The organism is Psychromicrobium lacuslunae, assembly GCF_000950575.1.
Lineage (GTDB): Bacteria > Actinomycetota > Actinomycetes > Actinomycetales > Micrococcaceae > Renibacterium > Renibacterium lacuslunae.
The window spans coordinates 351,836-368,498 of the sequence record NZ_CP011005.1 but is presented as its reverse complement, the minus strand read 5'-3'; the positions used below and the strand labels follow the sequence as shown (position 1 = coordinate 368,498).

19 protein-coding genes are annotated in these 16,663 nt (G+C 60.8%); 6 read left to right on the top strand and 13 right to left on the bottom strand.

Translation table 11 applies throughout. The features are described 5' to 3' along the window. Nucleotide 1: 1 nt before the first annotated feature. The 4 genes from dapA to dapB all read right to left on the bottom strand — a co-directional run bounded on the left by dapA (nucleotide 2) and on the right by dapB (nucleotide 3,046). Nucleotides 2-919: a 4-hydroxy-tetrahydrodipicolinate synthase gene (gene dapA, locus UM93_RS01720; protein WP_045073281.1), complete on the bottom strand. Its 918-nt coding sequence runs from the start codon at nucleotides 917-919 to the stop codon at nucleotides 2-4. A 72-nt stretch (nucleotides 920-991) separates the two neighbouring features. Beyond that, complete coding sequence (locus tag UM93_RS01715; protein WP_045073280.1) at nucleotides 992-1,798, bottom strand: alpha/beta fold hydrolase; 807 nt, start codon at nucleotides 1,796-1,798, stop codon at nucleotides 992-994. Beyond that, nucleotides 1,782-2,297: a hypothetical protein gene (locus tag UM93_RS01710; RefSeq protein WP_234399358.1), complete on the bottom strand. Its 516-nt coding sequence runs from the start codon at nucleotides 2,295-2,297 to the stop codon at nucleotides 1,782-1,784. The genes UM93_RS01715 and UM93_RS01710 overlap by 17 nt, the downstream gene beginning before the upstream one ends. Continuing rightward, nucleotides 2,297-3,046: a 4-hydroxy-tetrahydrodipicolinate reductase gene (dapB, locus tag UM93_RS01705; RefSeq protein ID WP_045073278.1), complete on the bottom strand. Its 750-nt coding sequence runs from the start codon at nucleotides 3,044-3,046 to the stop codon at nucleotides 2,297-2,299. Before dapB ends, UM93_RS01710 begins: the two co-directional genes overlap by 1 nt. 220 nt (nucleotides 3,047-3,266) lie before the next feature. Between dapB and UM93_RS01700 the strand changes: the two genes are divergently transcribed. Beyond that, complete coding sequence (locus tag UM93_RS01700; RefSeq protein ID WP_045073277.1) at nucleotides 3,267-4,571, top strand: MFS transporter; 1,305 nt, start codon at nucleotides 3,267-3,269, stop codon at nucleotides 4,569-4,571. Here the strand turns inward: UM93_RS01700 and UM93_RS01695 are convergent. The 4 genes from UM93_RS01695 to UM93_RS01680 are packed head-to-tail and all read right to left on the bottom strand — an operon-like array spanning nucleotide 4,566 to nucleotide 7,222. After that, nucleotides 4,566-5,030 carry a molybdenum cofactor biosynthesis protein MoaE gene (locus tag UM93_RS01695; RefSeq protein WP_045073275.1) on the bottom strand — a complete coding sequence of 155 codons (465 nt, stop codon included), beginning with the start codon at nucleotides 5,028-5,030 and terminating at the stop codon, nucleotides 4,566-4,568. The two genes, UM93_RS01700 and UM93_RS01695, sit on opposite strands and share 6 nt — an antisense overlap. Next, nucleotides 5,020-5,496, bottom strand: coding sequence for a MogA/MoaB family molybdenum cofactor biosynthesis protein (locus tag UM93_RS01690; protein ID WP_045073274.1), 477 nt, complete (start codon nucleotides 5,494-5,496; stop codon nucleotides 5,020-5,022). Before UM93_RS01690 ends, UM93_RS01695 begins: the two co-directional genes overlap by 11 nt. Next, nucleotides 5,493-5,990: a cyclic pyranopterin monophosphate synthase MoaC gene (gene moaC / locus UM93_RS01685; protein ID WP_045073273.1), complete on the bottom strand. Its 498-nt coding sequence runs from the start codon at nucleotides 5,988-5,990 to the stop codon at nucleotides 5,493-5,495. The genes UM93_RS01690 and moaC overlap by 4 nt, the downstream gene beginning before the upstream one ends. Further along, nucleotides 5,987-7,222 carry a molybdopterin molybdotransferase MoeA gene (locus UM93_RS01680; RefSeq protein ID WP_045073272.1) on the bottom strand — a complete coding sequence of 412 codons (1,236 nt, stop codon included), beginning with the start codon at nucleotides 7,220-7,222 and terminating at the stop codon, nucleotides 5,987-5,989. The genes moaC and UM93_RS01680 overlap by 4 nt, the downstream gene beginning before the upstream one ends. Nucleotides 7,223-7,342: 120 nt before the next feature. Here UM93_RS01680 and UM93_RS01675 point away from each other — a divergent pair, with 120 nt between their 5' ends. Next, entirely contained in the window at nucleotides 7,343-8,185 is an 843-nt protein-coding gene (locus UM93_RS01675) for an MTAP family purine nucleoside phosphorylase (RefSeq protein WP_045073271.1), read from the top strand. Nucleotide 8,186: 1 nt separating this feature from the next. Further along, entirely contained in the window at nucleotides 8,187-9,248 is a 1,062-nt protein-coding gene (locus UM93_RS01670) for an NAD-dependent epimerase/dehydratase family protein (protein ID WP_045073269.1), read from the top strand. Between the two features lie 6 nt (nucleotides 9,249-9,254). Here the strand turns inward: UM93_RS01670 and UM93_RS01665 are convergent, their stop codons facing one another. The 3 genes from UM93_RS01665 to UM93_RS01655 are packed head-to-tail and all read right to left on the bottom strand — an operon-like array spanning nucleotide 9,255 to nucleotide 12,743. Beyond that, a complete protein-coding gene (locus UM93_RS01665; protein WP_045073267.1) occupies nucleotides 9,255-10,841 on the bottom strand; it encodes a molybdopterin-dependent oxidoreductase in 1,587 nt (528 codons plus the stop codon). Next, nucleotides 10,825-11,997 (bottom strand): sensor histidine kinase, encoded by a 1,173-nt coding sequence (locus tag UM93_RS01660; protein ID WP_045073265.1) that lies wholly within the window; start codon nucleotides 11,995-11,997, stop codon nucleotides 10,825-10,827. The genes UM93_RS01665 and UM93_RS01660 overlap by 17 nt, the downstream gene beginning before the upstream one ends. Further along, nucleotides 11,994-12,743 carry a response regulator transcription factor gene (locus UM93_RS01655; protein WP_045076698.1) on the bottom strand — a complete coding sequence of 250 codons (750 nt, stop codon included), beginning with the start codon at nucleotides 12,741-12,743 and terminating at the stop codon, nucleotides 11,994-11,996. Before UM93_RS01655 ends, UM93_RS01660 begins: the two co-directional genes overlap by 4 nt. Before the next feature lie 165 nt (nucleotides 12,744-12,908). On the opposite strand from UM93_RS01655, the gene UM93_RS01650 reads away from it, so the two are divergent. The 3 genes from UM93_RS01650 to UM93_RS01640 are packed head-to-tail and all read left to right on the top strand — an operon-like array spanning nucleotide 12,909 to nucleotide 14,940. Next, nucleotides 12,909-13,565 (top strand): glycosyltransferase family 2 protein, encoded by a 657-nt coding sequence (locus UM93_RS01650; protein ID WP_199921793.1) that lies wholly within the window; start codon nucleotides 12,909-12,911, stop codon nucleotides 13,563-13,565. Next, nucleotides 13,562-14,227 (top strand): TIGR04282 family arsenosugar biosynthesis glycosyltransferase, encoded by a 666-nt coding sequence (locus tag UM93_RS01645; RefSeq protein ID WP_045073263.1) that lies wholly within the window; start codon nucleotides 13,562-13,564, stop codon nucleotides 14,225-14,227. Before UM93_RS01650 ends, UM93_RS01645 begins: the two co-directional genes overlap by 4 nt. Then, nucleotides 14,224-14,940, top strand: a complete 717-nt coding sequence (locus tag UM93_RS01640; protein WP_052663509.1) for a class I SAM-dependent methyltransferase — start codon at nucleotides 14,224-14,226, stop codon at nucleotides 14,938-14,940. Before UM93_RS01645 ends, UM93_RS01640 begins: the two co-directional genes overlap by 4 nt. Here UM93_RS01640 and UM93_RS16960 read toward each other — a convergent pair. Next, nucleotides 14,937-15,395 (bottom strand): hypothetical protein, encoded by a 459-nt coding sequence (locus UM93_RS16960; protein WP_052663507.1) that lies wholly within the window; start codon nucleotides 15,393-15,395, stop codon nucleotides 14,937-14,939. The genes UM93_RS01640 and UM93_RS16960 overlap by 4 nt on opposite strands. Beyond that, nucleotides 15,392-16,555, bottom strand: a complete 1,164-nt coding sequence (locus UM93_RS01630; protein ID WP_082056968.1) for a molybdopterin-dependent oxidoreductase — start codon at nucleotides 16,553-16,555, stop codon at nucleotides 15,392-15,394. The genes UM93_RS16960 and UM93_RS01630 overlap by 4 nt, the downstream gene beginning before the upstream one ends. Nucleotides 16,556-16,663: the final 108 nt, after the last annotated feature.

Below are 16,663 nucleotides of genomic sequence, written 5' to 3'. Positions count from 1 at the left end.
CTTATTGACGCACGGCGATCCCCAGATCGAAGCCAACCTCGTCGAGGTCGGCGTTAATCGTGGCGAGCTCCGCGCTGCTTGGTTCTACCAGTGGCAATCTGACCACTGAGTTCGGCAGGACTCCCTGCCACTTCAAAATCTGTTTTGCGGCTACTGCGCCCTGCACTCGGGTCATCACGGCACGCACCACCGGGTCCAGCTCCAGGTGCAAGGCCCGAGCGGTAGCGAAATCGCCGGCCAGCCCCGCGTCAACGAGCTGACGGAACTTAGCCGTAGCGACGTGAGTGGTGACCCCTACCAAGCCAACGGCACCGAGGGCCAACCAGGGCAGAATCAGTCCGTCATCGCCCGAATAAAGATGCAAATCGGTATTCGCTACCACTCGGGTGGTGGCGGCGAAGTCGGCCTTGGCGTCTTTGAGCGCAATGATATTCGGATGATCAGCCAGCCGGATCAGAGTTTCAGCAGTGATCGGCACGCTACTGCGACCGGGGATGTCATAGACCATTACCGGCAGCTCGGTGGAAGAGGCGATAGCCTCGAAGTGCGCTTGCACCCCTGACTGGCTCGGTTTGTTGTAGTAGGGCGTGACGATCAGCAGGCCATCTACGCCGAGCTTTGCCGCGCGCTGCGAAAGCGAGATCGAGTGCCGGGTGTCATTGGTCCCGGTGCCGACGATGATCGCCGCACGGTCGCCCACCGCGTCTTTGACGGCCTGGAACATGCCGAGATTTTCTTCATCGGTCAGCGTTGAGGTTTCACCCGTTGTGCCGGTTACCACCAGCCCGTCACAGCCATCGTCAACTAGCTTGCTCGCCAATTCGGCGGCCCGCTGATAGTCCACCGCACCATCGGCGTCAAAAGGGGTGACCATGGCGGTCAGCAGGGTGCCGAAAGGGTAGCGTGTCTGAATAGCCATGGCTAAAACGTTACCCGCTCAAGGCGAGAAAGGTGAACCGAGCGGCCCAGCGGGAAGACTTTTGCGCTCAACTCAGTCTGGGTGGCTGTGCCGGGCCAGAAAGGGTTCGACCGCGGCCAGCACCGGAGCCGGAGGAAACAAGGTGTCGCCGTGATCGCGATCGGGCAGCTCAAGCAGTTCCGCATCGGGCATCACTTCGGCGGCCCGGCGGGAATCCGCGAGCCGTCGAGCGTCTAGCGACCCCGCCAGCAGCAAGGTCGGAATCTGAAACTGCCGCAACTGCGTTTCGGAAATTCCTTCCGCCTCCTCGGTCTGCGCAAAATAGGCACGCAGCGCCTCCGCGTCATTGGCTAAGAACGCCATTCGAGTCACCGGATCAACCTGATGACCAATTCGTTCCTGCCAGCCGTCCAGGAAGCCCTGCATGCCGTGTTTGGCCAGCGCTGCATCGTAGTCAGCGAAGAACAGCTCAGCAATCGATCCAGCGGCAATTCGGTAGGTTCCCGCCGCTGAGATAAATGAAAGCATTCGATCCGGTACCGCTGCCCCTAAGCTGAACCCGATCCGGGCTCCGAAGGAATAGCCAAAGTAGTGTGCCGCGGTTATTCCAGCAGCATCCAGCACAGCCTGCACATCAAGTAGTACCCGGTCCATCGTGTAGGCGCTTTGCTGATGCGGCTTCTCGCTGCGCCCGTGACCGCGCAGATCCATACTGATCAGCCGGTACCGCTCACCAAGCGCCTTGACGTAGCCCATGCCTCGCCAAACTGCTTTAGAGAGCGCACTGCCATGGACCAGCAGCAATGGGTCACCGTCCGGATTGCCCTGATCCTGCCAAACCAGGCTGACCCCGTCGGTGGGGTTAGTCGCCGTTTGCACCGTTAGGTTTACCCTCCTGCTGCTCGGCTTCCCGGCGGTTGAAAGGGGTTAGCTCCGAACCTTTACCTCGGGAGAGGGAAATCGACTGCCGCATTGCAGAACGGGCACGCTTCCGGTCGCCCGCCGCGTCATAAGCGCAGGAAAGCCGGAACCAGGAACGCCAGTCCTGAGGAGCGGCTTCGGTCTCCGCCTGGTATTTCAGGAACTCCGCGTCGGCTGCTTCCCGGAGGATCCTGCCGCCAGGACTACGCGGTAAGTCATCAACCGGCAGACCGCCCTCCGACTCCAGGATGCCCGCCAGCTTCTCCATCCGCACACCGAAAAGCAGCTCCCTGATCATTGCCCAGGCACCAATCGGAGGCAGCACAATGAGTGCGGCGCCAAGCGCCTTAGCCACCGGATTCGGATCGGTGAGCAGCAGAATTGAGCGCTGCACCAGAACGACTAAGTAGAAAAGCAGTAGCAGGCAAATTAGGCCCACCCAGATTTTGGTGCGCATTAATCGAGCTCCAAATAACCGTCAAGGCCAAAGGTTAGGCCGGGACGGCTGGGGGCGGTTCGTACCCCGATCAAAATACCCGGCATGAACGAAGCCTGGCCGAAGGAGTCGTGACGCAGCGTGAGCTGCTCCCCTGCGGACCCGAGCAGCACCTCTTGATGCGCATAGAGCCCGGCGAGCCGCACTGAATGCACCGGAACGCCCTCGACGCTGCTGCCGCGTGCGCCGTCAAGCGACCTTTCGGTAGCGTCCGGGCCAGCTGGTAGGTCTTTTCGGGCTTCGGCGATCAGCTGGGCGGTACGCAAGGCGGTGCCGGAAGGGGCGTCAACCTTATCCGGGTGATGGAGTTCGATGATTTCCACCGATTGAAAATATTTGGCAGCCTTCGCCGCGAAGCTCGTGGCTAGCACTGAGCCGAGCGCGAAGTTCGGAGCGATCAGCACGCCGACTCCGGGATGCTGCTCAAGCAGTTCGCGCAGTTTGGCTTGCTTAGTGGCGTCCCAACCTGTGGTGCCTACCACCGCATGAATGTCATGTTCGACGGCAAAGCGAACGTTTCGTTCGGAGGAGTCCGGCACGGTCAGTTCAATAATCAACTGGACCTGGCGCTCGAGTAATGTTTCGAGCGAGTCTCCTCGACCGAGAGTTGCTACCAGTTCCACGTCTTCGGCTCGTTCGACCGCCTGAACAGCGGCCTGCCCCATCCGTCCCCGGGCACCAAGCACCGCAACCCGTAACTTTTCCGTCATGTTCTAAGCCTAATGCCCGAGGGCCCCACCGCGAGCCTGCGAGCGGAGGGAGGGCATGAGGCGCTATCCCTGTGACCTCCCAATGTTCGTCCCTCACATCGGGGCCCTGGTCACATGGGCCCAGCCCGAAGACCCCACCGCGAGCCTGCGAGCGGAGGGAGATAGAGTTGTCGATGGTGTCGACTCGGCGCATCAAAGGTCAGGAATCACAAGGAGTCCGATGTACTCGCCCCTGGAACTGCTGTCGCCTCAGAAACTGGGCGGCACCTTCCGGCGCGTCCTGATGACTTCAATCCTGTCGAATCTCGGCGACGGGGTACTGATCGCGGCCGGTCCGCTACTGGTACAGCTCCTCACCAAAGACCCCTTCCTGGTTTCCTTAGCGCTCTTCATGCAGACCGTCCCGTGGGTGCTCTTTGGGCTTTTCGCTGGGGTGGTAAACGACTCGATCTCTCGTAAGCACGTCATGCTGATCACCGGGAGCGTGCGCTTCCTGGTGCTCAGCGGCGCGAGCGTCATGCTGCTGACCGGCACGTTGAATATTTGGCTGCTCTACCTCTTGCTCTTCATCATGGGCACCGGCGAAACCTTCGGCGACAATGCCTGGTCATCGGTAATCCCCGACATCGTTCCTTCAGAGCATTTGGGAGCGGCTAACGCCCGGCTCATCGGTTCAAATCAGGTCCTCAATCAGCTAGCCGGACCGGCCCTGGGCGGCCTGCTGTTCGCTGTCGCTTCCTGGCTTCCCTACGCCTTCAATGCGGTGTTATTCGGTTCCGCACTGATTCTGATCGCTCGCACAGTGATCCCCAACCCTCATCTGGAGAACCGTGAGAAGCCGCTCGCCCAGCGCAGCCTAACGGCCCGGAGTCGCCAGGTGTTTGGGGATCTCGGTGCCGGTCTCAAATGGCTCTGGCAGCATGCGGCCATCCGCACCCTCGCCATCGTGATCTTCACTTTCAATATCACCTGGGGAGCTGCCTGGGGCGTGTTAGTGCTCTATGCCCATCAGATACTCGGTCTGACGGACTGGGAATACGGCATTTTCATGGCGCTCTCGGCGATTGGCGGGGTGCTCGGCACCGCGATCTATAGCGCCGCAGAAAAACGGATGTCCTACACCACTCTGATGCGGATCGGGCTCAGTCTGGAGACCTTGCTAATGCTCGCCTTCGCCCTCACCTCCAATCGCTGGTTTGCCGCCGTTTTCATGCTCATCTTTGGTTTTTACGCGGTGATTTGGGGAACGCTCTCGATGACAATTCGCGGCCGCGCGGTGCCAACCGAGATGCGTGGCCGGGTCGGCAGCGTCTACATGCTCGGCGTGATGGGTGGCATTGCCATCGGCACTGGGATCGGCGGCGTGTTCGCCGGGCTGTACGGCATCACCGCACCGTTCTGGTTCGCTTTTGTGGCCGACGCCCTCATCTTGGCGCTGCTGTGGCGAGCGCTGCCCGCGATCGGACGAGCCGGTCAACATGGACCTCAGGAACCAGTAAACGACGAAACGGCCTCGTCGCTATAACCCGACCCATTCCACGCTGCCATCGCTGAAGAACTGCTCTTTCCAAATCGGCACCCGGGCCTTGATTCGGTCCACCAACGCACTGCAGACCTCAAAGGCCAGCCCGCGATGCGCGGCAGCGACCGCACACACCAAGGCTGGATCGCCAATCTGTAAGTCGCCAATCCGGTGCGCCGCCCAGATGCGCAGGCTACCGCCGTCCACTAGCTGCTCAGCAGCCTCGCCAACGTCCGACGGAGCATACTCGGTGAGCAGCTCGCTCAGGACACTCTGCAGAACTTGTTCCGCACTGGGGTGCGCCGAGTAGCTCAGCGAGAGCACCCCCTTGCCAGCGTCGTGGTCTCGCACCACCCCTGAGAAGCCGACCACCGCTCCACAATCGGCCGCCTCCACCTCGCGGAGTGCGGTTTCCAAACTAATCGGCTCGCTGGCTAGGCGAGCAATGGCCTCAATGCTCATGGCTACCTTCAATTTGTTCCAGAAGATGACGCAGCAACGGGGTGAGAACCGTCAAGCCATCTTTAATGCCGCCCGAGGAACCGGGCAAATTCACCACGACGCAGCGGCCAACCACGCCAGCGTAGCCGCGACTCAGCGCCGCGGTGGGCGTTTTCGTCATGCCGAGCGCCCGGATCGCCTCCATAATTCCAGGGATCTCACGCTCCAGTAACGGCTTGGTGACCTCCGGGGTGAGGTCATCAGCTGTTAGGCCGGTGCCGCCGGTGGTCAGGATCAGCGAAGCACCCGCCGCGAGCAGCTCTTCGATGGCGTTTCGGACCGGTTCGCCATCGGCAACAATAGCGACCGGCAACGGCTCTAGATCCTGTGCTCGCAACCATTCGCTCAGAGGCGCCGCACTGGTGTCCGGCCGCTCACCGTGGGCGGCACGCGTGGATGCCACCACGATTCCTGCCCTCCGGTTCATGCTTCAGCCTCAAAATTGCCACTCTTGCCACCTGATTTGGCGAGCAATTTGATCTCGCCGATCACCGCTCGCTTATCAACGGCTTTGATCATGTCGTAGAGCGTAAGGGCTGCGACGCTGGCGGCGGTGAGGGCTTCCATCTCTACCCCGGTCACCCCGAGGGTGCGCACAAGGGCGAGGATTCTGATGGCATCATCGCCGAGCTCAAAGTCAATCTGCGCCTTACTGAGCGGAAGGGGATGGCAAAGCGGGATCAGTTCCGAGGTCTTCTTGGCGGCCATGATCCCGGCCACTCGGGCCACCGCGAGCGCATCGCCTTTGGGCAGCCCGCCGTTGCTCAGCAGAGCTAGCACTTCGGGCTGGGTGTTCAGCACCGCTTGAGCTTTGGCTTCTCGATGGCTGGGGTCCTTCGCCGAAACATCAACCATCAGCGCCTCCCCGGCCGCATTCAGGTGGGTCAGTCCAGTCATCTCAGTCATTCCAGGATCACTCATAGTAGCCATACTTCCACTTCTTGCCCGGCGGCAAAGTGATCTTGGCCGAGCGGCAAGACCACCAGGGCATTGGCCTCGGCGAGTGAATGCAGTAAATGCGAGCTCGGACCACCGATCAGCCGCACCTGACCATTCTCAAGGACGCCGCGGCGCATTTGCTGTTTGGCGACCGGGCTGCTGGTTGCTGCTGCCAGTCGTGCTGTTATTCGTCGCCGAGGCTCAGCCAATAAGGGGCGAAGAAACATTTCGTAGGACAGCCAGCTACTCACCGGGTTGCCCGGGAAGCCGAGGAAGGCAATCTCTGAGCTTGGTTCGGCTGCCTTGAGCCGCTCGACTTGGCTGGCACCAGACACGGTGCCGAGTGCCTGCGGGCCGCCTGGCTGGATGGCCACGGCATGGAACTCTACCCGGGCGGATTGCGAGTCCCCTTGAGCAGTGGAGAACGCCTGCTTCACCACCTCAAAGGCTCCCTGGCTAATCCCGCCGCTGCTGATCAGCAGATCGACCTCAGGCAAGTTCTGCACAAGCTGTTCAACCGCCTCGGCTCGGTCGGCTATCGCCGGCAAAACCACCACTTCGGCGCCGACCTCGCTCAGTGCGCTGCTCAGCAGCGTCGAATTAGCGTCGTAAATCTTGCCTGGTTCAAGCAGCTCACCCGGCTGCCGCACCTCATCCCCGGTGCTGAACAGCGCCACCCGCACCCGGCGCTGGACTCGGACCTCGGTGATTCCCAAGGCAGCTACTAATCCGAGCGCGGCTGCACTCAAACGGGTTCCGGCAGCTAGTGCACAAGCGCCTTCGGCGAGGTCACTGCCGGAAGCCCTCACGAACTGCCCCACCAGCACTTCCGGCAAGCGGACCTTCTCCCCTACCGGGAGAAACCGCGCCGGTTCGGCTACTTCGACCTGCACCACGGCGTCCGCCCCGGGCGGCAGCTTCGCTCCGGTCATGATCGGCGCAGCGTGGCCGGGCGGCAGCTCGGCTGGATCGCTACCGGCCGCGATAGCAGCCGCCACCCGCAACTCGGCACCGCTCTCCGCGGCACGCACCGCGTAGCCGTCCATCTGGGAATTATTGAAAGGTGGCAGCGCAATGGTGGCCAAGAGGTCCTCGGAAAGGATCCGATGCAAAGCCGCATCCAGCGGCACCAGCTCTGCTTCATCAATCAGTCGAGAGAGCATTGGTGAAAGTAACTCACTGACCGCGGCTTGATGTTCGGCGACGGTTCTCATGGCCTCATTCTGCCAGTTCGGCGACGCGCTAGCTGTGAGCGAACGTCAGCAGTCAATAATGTCCTCGTTTCGTAAGCCTTCACTCGCCTCATCGTCGTTGCTGCTTGACAGAATAAAACGATGAAAACTGAATGGAGACCAACTCTGGCGGTGATCGGTGGCAGTGGAATGTATCAGTTGCCCGGTAGCCAGCTGCTTGACCAACTGAACGTGGAAACACCTTTTGGTTCGCCTTCGGCGGCGATCAGCATGGTGAAGTTCAATGACCAGTTGCTCGCCTTTTTGCCGCGGCACGGGCCCGCGCATCGAGTAGCTCCACAGCAGATCAACCATCGCGCCAACCTTTGGGCACTCGCCTCAGTGGGGGTACGTGCGGTGATCTCCTCGGCCGCGGTTGGCTCGCTCGTGGCCGGCCAACCGCGCGGCAGTTTCAGTGTGATTAGCGATTTTTTTGATCGGACCTGGGGGCGTGCCGACACTTTTTACGACGGCGGTTCAGCCGCTGGGGTGCAACACTTACCGGCGGCCGACGCCTTCTGCCCGCAGTTACGCAGCCTACTCATTGACAGCTTGCGGGAGCTCGCCGAACCTCATCAGCAGCAAGCAGTGGTCGCCGTGATCAACGGTCCGCGCTTCTCCAGCCCGGCCGAATCTGCTTGGCTCACTGCCGCCGGAGCCGAGTTGATCAGCATGACTCAGTACCCCGAACCAGTACTGGCCGCCGAACTCAATTTGGGCTATGCCGCCCTTGCCTATATCACCGACGCGGATACTGGGCATGACGGTTCCGAACCGGTGAGCGCTGCGCTGGTGATGTCCCGGTTAGGTGAGGCGCAGCCGCGAATTCAGGCCGTGCTGAGCGTGCTGGTCAGCAAACTGGCCGCCAGCTATCAACCACAAGAACGGGTTCCCGCCGCCGCGGTAGCGGCGGTCCTGCAACTACCTACCTCGGCCGGTGCCTGAGATGAGGTTGCTGATCACCGGTGGCGCGGGCTTCATCGGTCTAGCGCTGGCGAAGGCGGCGCTACGGGCCGGCTGGCAGGTGAGACTCTTAGATAGCTTGGCGGCCGAAGTGCACTGCACCGCTCCGCCGATTCCCGCCGGTGCTGAACTCATCAAGGCCTCGGTCAACGATCCCTCAGCTGTCCGGCGGGCTTTGCGAGGAGTTGACGCGGTAAGCCACCAAGCCGCGAAAGTCGGCCTGGGCGTCAGTTTCCAAGACGCACCCGATTACGTCACGAGCAATGTGGGCGGCACCGCCGTATTGCTCGCGGGAATGGCGGAAGCGGGAGTAAAAAACCTGGTGCTCGCTTCTTCCATGGTGGTCTATGGCGAAGGTGTTTACTACAACGACGCCGGAGCTCAGCTGCGGCCCGCGGCTCGGCTCGAACGCGACTTGGCCGCTGGAATCTTTGAGCCACGGGATCCGCAGACCGGCAAGTTACTTTCTCCCGGTCTGGTTGACGAAGACGCTCGGCTCGATCCACGGAATGTCTACGCCAGCAGCAAGCTGGCGCAGGAACACCTCGCCGCGAACTGGTCCCGCGAGACCGGTTCACGGGCGATTGCCTTGCGTTATCACAACGTTTATGGCGTCGGAATGCCACAGAATACGCCGTATTCCGGTGTTGCCAGCATTTTTCGCAGCGCTTTGGCCCGCGGCGAGGCACCCCGAGTTTTCGAGGATGGTCAGCAACGGCGAAGCTTCGTCGACGTGCAGGACGTGGCTGCGGCTAATTTAGCGTGCTTAGACCAGCTCACCGAATCGGGGCCAGAATTCCGGGCCTACAATGTTGGCGCTGAACGCGTTCACACTATTGGCGAGCTCGCCACTGCGCTTTCCCAGGCACTGGACGGCGTTCCACCGATCATCACCGGGGAGTACCGACTCGGGGATGTCAGGCACATCACCGCTAGTTCAGCCCGGATTCGCCGAGAGCTCGGTTGGCGTCCGCAGCTCGACTTCGAAGCCGGCATTCGACAATTCGCTCGGGCGCCGCTTCGACCGAGCGCAACCTCAAACTAGCCGATCTCAGCCGACTCGGAGTGTTATTTGGTGATAGCCGCTAGAGCCATCCGGGGCTGGCGGTGCCACTTCCGAACTCTGCACCTCACCGAGGCCGTCGACGCAACGAACCCGCACTTGATGTTCGCCACGGTCGAGCATCAATTCGGCCTGCCATTGCACCCAGGTGTCCTTCGAAATGGCGCTAGCCAGTTTGACTGGCTGCCAGTCACCGCCGTCCACGCTCAACTCCACTTTACTCACCCCGCGTTGCTGGGCCCAGGCCATCCCACCTAATACGGTAGGGCCGGCGGGTACAGCAGAGCCGGAGCGCGGCAGATCAATTCGCGATGACTGCTTGATCGGCCCGTGATCCGACCAGCCCCGAGTCGACCAATAAGCCACGTCCGCAGCGAAGGTAGTCACTTTCAGCTCGGTGAGCCATTTCGTCGCCGAGACAAAACCATAGAGGCCGGGCACGATCAGCCGAGCGGGGAAGCCGTGCTCGGCGGGCAATAGTTCACCATTCATCCCGACGGCGATCATCGCGTCCCGCTGGTCCGTCATCGCCTGCAACGGGGTGCTCGCAGTGAAACCGTCGGAGCTTCGGGAGAGCACCATATCCGCTCCCGGTTTCACCCCGGCTTTGGCCAAGATCTCGCGCACCGGCCAGCCCAGCCAGCGCGCGTTGCCGATCAGGTCGCCACCAACCTCGTTAGAAACGCAGGCAATCGTGACGTAGCGCTCCTGCATTGGCTGATTGAGAAGCTCAGCCAGGTTCATGCTGATTTCGCGATCCACCAGACCGGTTACTTTAAGCTGCCAATCATTGGGGTTTATGACCGGTACCGCGAGCGCGGTATCAATCCGATAGAACTGTTTATTGGGCGTGACCAAGGAAGTTATGCCGTTCAGGGCGAGCTGCGCGTTCGCCGAAATTGGCGCGGCCGCTTGTTGGGCCATCGGGAGTTTCAGTTTCTCCCGGGCGGCTTGATAGGCAGCCTGGGACCCCCTGATCGCCGCGGTGACTAAGGCCGTCAGTGCGGTTGCTGCCGCGCTGAGCCCGATATTGCGGAGAAATAGCCTGCGTTCTTGGCCGGCTGGCTGAGTCCGCGAAGCCTCGTCCAGGTTCTGCAGGCTGCCTGCGACAGCTCGCCAGCCGCGCAGCCGATTGATCAGCACGCGCAGCAGCACAATGCTCAGTGCCGCTGCTAGCAACGGCGAGACCAGCACCAAAACACCATTACCCGCCAGGCTGCCGGCTGAACGCGCAAGCACAGCGAGCAAGCCCAGCAAGCCAAAAATGCCAACCGCCACCAGACCCCAGCTCTTTCGTTTGAGCTCGAGAATCCCGGCCAAAGCCGCAAGGATGGCAATCACCAGCGCCATGCCGATCAGGAAAAAGAATTTATCCGAGGTGCCAAAGCTGGCAATCGCCCAATCCTTGACACCCGGCGGTACTACATCGATCACTGTTCCGCCGACCGCCGTCACAGCGGAAAGCGAAGGGCTCAGGAACCCCGCCACCAGTTCGGCGGCCAACAAACCAAAACCCACGGCTAGCACACCGCAGAGCGCCGCCCAGAGTAGCGCCGGCTTAGATTGCTTGTTCATCAGCCACCCCGTTCAAAGGTATTTGCACAACGAAACGGCAGCCAAGCTCGGTATTCTGCACGCTCACCTCGCCGCGGTGGGTGGCGACGATACCCGCGACCGTGCTGAGGCCCACCCCAGCGCCGCTAAACGCTGAGCTTCGGCGTTCCGGGCTTTTCCGCCAGCCCGCTTCAAATAGCCGGCTCAGGTCTTGCTCCGCAATGCCGCCGCATTCATCGCTCACTTCGATGCTCGCGTATTTTCGGTCCTCGACGCTCGCCTGCTTGGATTCGGTCAGCACCACGGCGGTGCCAAGCCAGACGGTCGATCCCTCGGGTGAGTAGTTAATGGCGTTCAGAATGAGGTTCCGAATCACCCGGCCCATTAGCGCACCATCAACACTGAGCACCGCACTATGCACAGCGTCGCCATCGATGCTGATCTTGCGAGCAACCGCTAATGGTTTCAGGTCAGCGATAGCGTCGCTGATCAGGTCGTAGAGGTCAATGGGCTTCAAATCAAGCACCAACGCACCCGACTGAATAGTGGAAAGTTCAAGCAAATCATTAACCAAGACCGCCATCTGATCAGCTTGATTAATGATTTTCTGATGATATCCGGAGACATCACTGACCACCCCGTCTTGCAAGGCCTCGGTCATCGCTTTCATACTCGCCAAGGGGGTGCGTAAATCATGCGAAACCCAACTGACCAGCTCACGACGGGCAGCTTCGATCGCCGCCTCACGCCGCCGAGATTGCTCGAGTTTCTCACTGGTGAGCTGAAGTTCGGTGGCCAGCGCGGCCAACTCTGAGGTCATTCGTCGCTCTGGAGCAACCGTCTTGCCGAGGCCGATATCGCGCGTCTCACGCACCAGTCTCGAGGTGTAGCGGGAGAGCCCGAAGCCGAGAACCAGGGCCACCACGACAGCCATCAGTGAGGCAATGGCCAGAATGTACCAAAGCACCTCGACGTTGGAAGCGGAGATGAACATGGCATTCATCGCACTGACCACCCCGGCGATGAGTACAGCTACAGTGGCAAAAACCACCAAACAGATCTGTACCACGATCGAGGACCGACGAAGCAAGCGTTGTGCAATGATGGTGAGCCCGCCGATCAACACCGTCCAGCCAAGAACCCAGAGTAAAACCGTGAGGATATTGGCGAAGCTCATGGCTGCCCCTGGGAGTTACTCGGTGCTGGCCGCTCCGGTTCTACCGGCTCCGGGTCAAAGCGGTAGCCAACGCCCCAGACGGTATGCAGCAGCGTGGGATGCGTTGGGTCTTTTTCGATTTTTTCGCGTAGCCGACGGACGTGGACGGTTACCGTGGAAAGGTCCCCGAAGTCCCAGCCCCAGACCGCCTTGATCAGCTCCTCACGGCTGAAGACCTGCTGCGGTCGGCGCAAGAAAAAAGCTAGTAGATCAAACTCACGGGCGGTCAAGGCAAGCATCTCGCCGTGCAGTTGGACCTGCCGAGCCGCCGGGTTGAGGCTGAACCCGGCCAACTCCACCGTCGGCTCCGGAGCGAATTCCTTGACACTTCGGCGCAGCACGGAATGTACCCGGAGCACCAGTTCACGCGGGGAAAAGGGCTTAGTGACGTAGTCATCAGCCCCCATTTCCAGACCGAGAATGCGATCGTCCTCGGTCCCTAAGGCGGTGAGCAGGATAATCGGCATGTTCATCGTCTTGCGAATTCGACGGCACACCTCTGCCCCGTCGAGTCCGGGCAGCATTCGGTCAAGAATGATCAGGTCTGGGTTGCTCTCGGCCGCTAGGTGCAGGGCGGTAAAACCATCGGTGGCGAGTTCCACTTGATAACCGGCCCTGAGCAGGTAGTCTCTGACCACTGCCGCGATTAGCTCTTCATCTTCCACCAGCAAAATCTTGCGGTTACCGACCTCTGGCACTCCGGGCAGCGCTGAAGCTTGGAGGTTAGCTTTGCTAGCGCTGTAATGTGCCACCCTTCCAGCATAGGATTCAGTCACTCCTTTTGCTGCGGATCGTCCGTTTGGCCACCAAGCGTCCCAGTTCTGTAATAAATTCCGCTGCCTTTTCCGGTCACGAAAATCTAGCGTCGAAGAGTGACTCAGATTGATATCGTCTTTCCCTGCCTCAATGAGGCTGCTGCACTGCCGGTAGTGCTGGCCAAGTTGCCGACGGAGGCTCGGGCCATCGTGGTGGATAACGGCAGCAGCGACGGTTCCGCAACGCTCGCGCAAGACCTTGGCGCGTTGGTGGTCCGGGAGCCGCGTCGAGGTTTCGGCAGCGCCGCGCATGCCGGTTTGCTTGCGGCTACTGCTCCGCTAGTAGCTTTTTGCGATGCCGATGACTCGCTCGATCCACGGGAGCTAAATCTCTTCCGTGCCTTGGTGGAACATGGCAGCAGCGATCTGGTGCTCGGCGCCCGGCAGCCATCGGCGGGTTCGTGGCCGCTACACGCGCGCTGCGCCAATGCCGCGTTGGCCCGTCGATTGCGGCACCGCACCGGCTTGCCATTGACCGACCTCGGCCCACTGCGGTTGGCTCGCAGAGAGGCGCTGCTCAGCCTCGGCTTGCTGGATCGACGCAGCGGCTATCCCCTAGAAATGCTGCTCAAAGCGCACCGCGTTGGCTGGAAAATCACCGAACTTCCGGTCAGCTACCGGCCACGCATCGGCCGTTCCAAGGTCACCGGTACGCTCCAGGGTGTCCTGCATGCGGTGATCGATATGAACCGGCAACTGAGGGAGCTACCATGAACAGGTTGCGCGAGCTGACCATCGCGGTGATGGCCAAAGAATGTCTGCCGGGCCGGGTAAAAACCCGTCTCAGCCCGCCGCTCACGGCAGCACAAGCAGCCAGGCTGGCGCAACTCAGTCTCAGCCAGACTCTAGCTTTAGTCCGGCGATTCGCGCCCCGGCAGCAATTACTGGTTTTTGATGGCACTCCCGAGCCAGCCGATGCAGCGGGATTTCGGCTACTCCAACAGGTCCCAGGGTCGTTGGATGTCAGGCTGGCTGCGATCTGCGCCGCAGTGCCGGGGCCGCTGCTTATTTTGGGCATGGACACTCCGCAGCTCCAGTTGAGCGAATTCAACCAGCTCCTCGAGGACTGGGCCGATCCGCGGCCGCAATTCGACGGCTGGCTTGGGCTGGCGGCGGACGGCGGTTTCTGGGCGCTCGCGCTGGCTAATCCGCAACCAGAACACCTTCTCGGCGTGCCAATGTCCACCGAGCGCACCGGAACCGATCAGTATCAGCGGTTACTGGACGCTGGCCTTTCGGTGGGCATGCTGCCGCGGCTGCGCGATGTTGACTATTTCGATGACGCTCGGCAAGCCGCTAGGCAATGTGCTGGCTCAGCTTTTGCCGAGTTCGTGTTCGAATTGGAAACCCTTCTCGATCTGAACAGCAGCCAATGAGCACCGAATTGAGCAGTGCAGAAGCCCTCAACACCAGCGAGGACCAGGTCCCGCGGTTCTTTGGTCGAGGTGCTGACGAGCCCTACACCAGGGCACTAAACCAACAACATGGTGTGTTGAGCACTATCGATCTAGCTGGCCGGGTGACACCGATGCGATTCCAGTTACAGGATTGGGCTGCTGCGGCGCAGCCGATTGAACGCCGACTGCTTCGACAAGTTACCGGCCCACTGCTTGACGTCGGCTGCGGCCCTGGGCGGATGCTGAACGCAGCCGAGCGTCTGGGGACCGAAGCCTGGGGTGTCGAGCCGCACCCATTCGCGGCCGACCAGGCTCGAGCCAAGGGTTTAGTGGTGCTGCAACAATCCATTTTCGACCCGCTGCCGGGCCGGCTTGAAACACACTATTTTTCTGCTGTGTTGTTGCTGGACGGCAATATAGGCATCGAAGGGAACCCCGATCGGTTACTTCAGCGGCTGCATACTTTGACCGCTTCGAGGGGCACGCTCATTGTCGAAACCGATATCGACGAGCAAATAGCACAACGCTATACAGCGGTGCTGGAGGATTCCCAAGGGAGGCGAAGCGACCCGTTCAACTGGGCTAGGTTCGGTCTTGGCGCGCTCAGCAGGCTCGCACCCAAGCACGGCTGGGAACCAGCCCGAACAGTGCGGAAGGGAGAGCGAACCTTTTGTTTACTCCGTCGCCGCTAGTGGTCTCTGATCCGCGCACGCCATTCGATCATGAATACTGACGCCGCCGTCACCACCGCCAAAACTAGCCAGAAAACGACTAATGCTGCCAGGTAGTCCCCCTCTAGCACTGACTCTTGTTTAGCCACCTGCTGCGCCTTGAGTAACGGCAGAACTATCAGGCTCTGGACCGCGCCGATCAGCAGAGCACTTCGGATTACCGCAGCAGAGCTTTGCCGCAGTCCGTAGCTGAGTCGGCGCAGCCCCGCGCCGGAGAGCTGGGTTAACGGGACCAAAACGCCGTCGTGCAGCAGCAAGGCCACAGCCAGCCAGGACAACAGCCCAAGCATCTCCCCGAGGTTCAACTGGCTCGGAATACCAATCAGCCCAAAGGCAATTAACAACACCCCCAGCAAGCCAAGCGCGAGCCGGAACACCATCATCCGGCTCGCCTTTGCCACGGCTCTGGCTTTCATCCGAGCACCTCCACCGAGCTGACCCATTTGGTCTGTAATACTCCGGGGCGCCCAGGGGCCATCACCCGAGCCGGAAATCCATGATCTAGGTCTAGCGGCTCACCATTGAGTTCAAGCGCCAAAAGTGTTTGCTCGTCCTGGCTATAAGCTCCGGGCATAGTCATCTGACGGTAATTTCCGGCCACTTCCAAGGAGGTTATCCGTAGCGTCGAACCTGCCGGCGCTCCCATCAGCGCGACCAAATCACGTACCGGTACTCCCCGCCAGCGCGCGGACTGACTCCACCCTTCAACACAGGCCACCGGCAATTCGTACTCGGCCATCGGCAATCGGCCCAACTGCCGCAGACTGAGCTCGAGCGAACGGCCCCGATAGACCAGGCGCAAGCGCCAGCCATCGCCCACCGCGGCCGGGCTAATTCCTGCTTCAGCTGCGCTGCGATTCACCGGTACCGCCTGTGGACCAGTGTTCTGACGCCTTGGTGCAAAGATGTTGAAGGGAGCCAGCCAGGAAAAAGATTGGCCGGCGGTGCTGAGAACTACCGCTGTGGCGCTCAACCCGACGCCGGTCAGAAGCCCACGCCGAGTCCAGCCACCCACGGGCCGAGGACTATCTTTCAAAGCCTTGTTCTTACGCCAGTGCCGAGCGATCAGCGGGAGCTTGACGGCGATGTGCAGTACCAAGGATCCAATGATCAGCCAAGCCAGCCAGTAATGCGTCTGGCGAAACGGGAAGGGCCAGGGATACCACTTATAGGTATTGATCAGACCAATGGTTAGTTCGATCAAGGACGCAGCGACAAAAAGGGCTATCGACCCTCGTTCTAAGACATCCCGGAGATTCCTGATCGGCGGCCAGCGCAATAGTTCGGGATAGACCGACCAGAGTTTGGCCAACAACAGCGGGATGGCAGCGATGCCGGTCACCAGATGGACGCCCTGACTGAGTTGGTAAATCCACACCGGACGCAGCGGGAAGAGAGGAAGACTCCCCGGCTCCTGGAGTAAGTGGGAGAAAATCCCGGTCACGAAACACAGCAAAAAGGCCGGGCCGAGCCAACGGCCGAGCTGCACGGTCAACCTGGTACTACGGGTCCCCGAGTGCATTCGGCGGGAGAAACTCTCAACTCGGTTTTGCAAGATCCGGGTGATTCGATCCATCTCTTCATCACACCACCGCGGCCTCCACGATGGCAGTGGGCAGTCCTTACGAAAGCGAAACGAATGCCTCAGATTAGCCCGCCGTGCCCGCTTGATACGACAGGATCA